The sequence below is a fragment of the Oceanicola granulosus HTCC2516 genome (assembly GCF_000153305.1).
Lineage (GTDB): Bacteria > Pseudomonadota > Alphaproteobacteria > Rhodobacterales > Rhodobacteraceae > Oceanicola > Oceanicola granulosus.
In genome coordinates this window covers 117,161-119,087 of the sequence record NZ_CH724110.1, presented here as the reverse complement: position 1 = coordinate 119,087, position 1,927 = coordinate 117,161, and the positions used below count along the sequence as shown (strand labels likewise).

1 protein-coding gene is annotated in these 1,927 nt (G+C 75.1%); it reads left to right on the top strand.

What is annotated here, in order from left to right; genetic code table 11:
- Positions 1-7 precede the first annotated feature (7 nt).
- Positions 8-1,927: an efflux RND transporter periplasmic adaptor subunit gene (locus OG2516_RS17595; protein ID WP_007256988.1), complete on the top strand. Its 1,920-nt coding sequence runs from the start codon at positions 8-10 to the stop codon at positions 1,925-1,927.

Here is a 1,927-nt window from a genome sequence, read left to right as displayed (position 1 = left end):
GGCCGCGATGAGCGGCGCGGACCCGACGAGCCTGAACGTCGGCCGCGCCGCGGGGCAGGGGGAGGCGGCGAACGTCGAGCAGCCGCCCGAGCGGGTCGATTATGCGCTGCTCGACCAGTCGCTGTGGAACGCCTTCCGCGCCGCGTCCGACCCCGTCGCCTACGTGCGCGCCTGGCTGGCGCTGCAATGCCGGCAGGTGCCCGGCACCCGCGCCGCCGTCGCGGTGCTCGGCGCGCCCGAGACCGGCCCCTTCACCCCCGCCGCCACCTGGCCCGCCGACGACGCCGCGCCGCCGGCGCTGATGCGCGCCGCCGAGGACGCGCTGGCGCGGCGCGAGACGGTGCTGCAATCGGCGGGCGGGGGCGCGGAGAATCTGCTGGCGCTGCCGGTCCTCGTCGACGGCGCGCTCTACGGCTGCGTCGCGCTCGCCTTCCAGGGCAGCGCGGGCGCGGCGGCCGAGGCGACGCGGCGGCTGCGCTGGGGGCTGGGCTGGCTCGAGAGCCTGCTGCGCCGCGAGCAGGGCGGCCGCGACGCCGCGCTGCGCGACCGGACCATGCGGGCGCTCGACTTCGTCGCCATCGTGCTCGGCGCGCGCCGCTTCGAGCAGGCCTGCACCCGGCTCGCCACCGAGCTCGCGCGCGAGCTGGAATGCGATCCCGTCGCCGTCGGCATCCTGCGCCGCAAGCGGGTGCGGGTGCGCGCGGTGAGCCACTCGGCCGACTTCGGCCGCCGCATGAACCTCGTGCGCGACATGGGGCTGGCGATGGACGAGGCGCTCGACCAGCACGACATCGTCCACTTCCCGCCGCCCGAAGGCTGGGACTACCGCGTCACGCGGATGCACGAGGACCTCGCGCTCGCCCACCGCACCGGCAGCGTGCTGACCGTGCCGATGCCCGCCGGCAGCGCCGCCGGCGACGACGACCGGATGCTCGGCGCGATCACGCTGGAGCGGCGCGCGCGCACCCGCTTCTCCGACGAGACGGTCGAGTTGGTCGACGTCATCGCCGCGATGGTCGGACCGATCCTCGAGGAGAAGCGGCGCAACGACCGCTCGATCCTGACCAAGGTGGTCCACGCCATCGGCGGCGGCCTGTGGCGGATCTTCGGGCCGCGCCATGCCGGGCTGAAGATCGCCACGCTGGTGCTCGCGGGGCTGGTCTACCTCGCCATGACCGTCACCACGACCTTCGCCATCGGCTCGCCGGCGCGGATCGAGGGGCTGGTGCAGCGCTCCGTCGTCGCGCCGTTCAGCGGCTACCTCGCCACCGAGTCGGCGCGGGCGGGCGACGAGGTCGCCGCCGGGGAGATCATCGCCACGATCAACGACCAGGACCTGCAGCTCGAGAAGCTGCGCCTCGAGACCGCGCGCCGCCAGCGCGAGGCGGAGTACGACGAGGCGCTCGCCACCCGCGAGCTCGCCACCGCGACGATCCTGCGCCGCCAGATCGAGCAGGTCGACAGCCAGCTCGCGCTGATCGAGGAGCAGCTCGCCCGCACCCGCATCCGCGCGCCGTTCGACGGGTTCGTCGTCGAGGGCGACCTCAGCCAGCGCGTCGGCTCGTCGCTCGACCGGGGGCAGGAGCTGTTCAAGATCGCGCCGCTCGACGCCTACCGGGTGGTGCTCGAGGTCGACGAGCGCGACATCGCGCAGGTGGAGCCGGGGCAGGAGGGGGCGCTGCGGCTGTCGGCGCGACCGGGCGAGACGCTGGACTACGCCGTGACCCGGCTGACGCCGATCGCCGAGGCCCGCGACGGGCGCAACTTCTTCCGCGTCGAGGCGGCGCTCGACACGGTGCCCGACTGGGTCTCGCCGGCAATGGAGGGCGCGGCGCGCACCCGCGTCGACGAGCGCCTCGCGGTCGAGGTCTGGACCCGCCGCTTCACCGACTGGCTGCGGCTCGCGCTCTGGCGCGTGCAGCCCTGA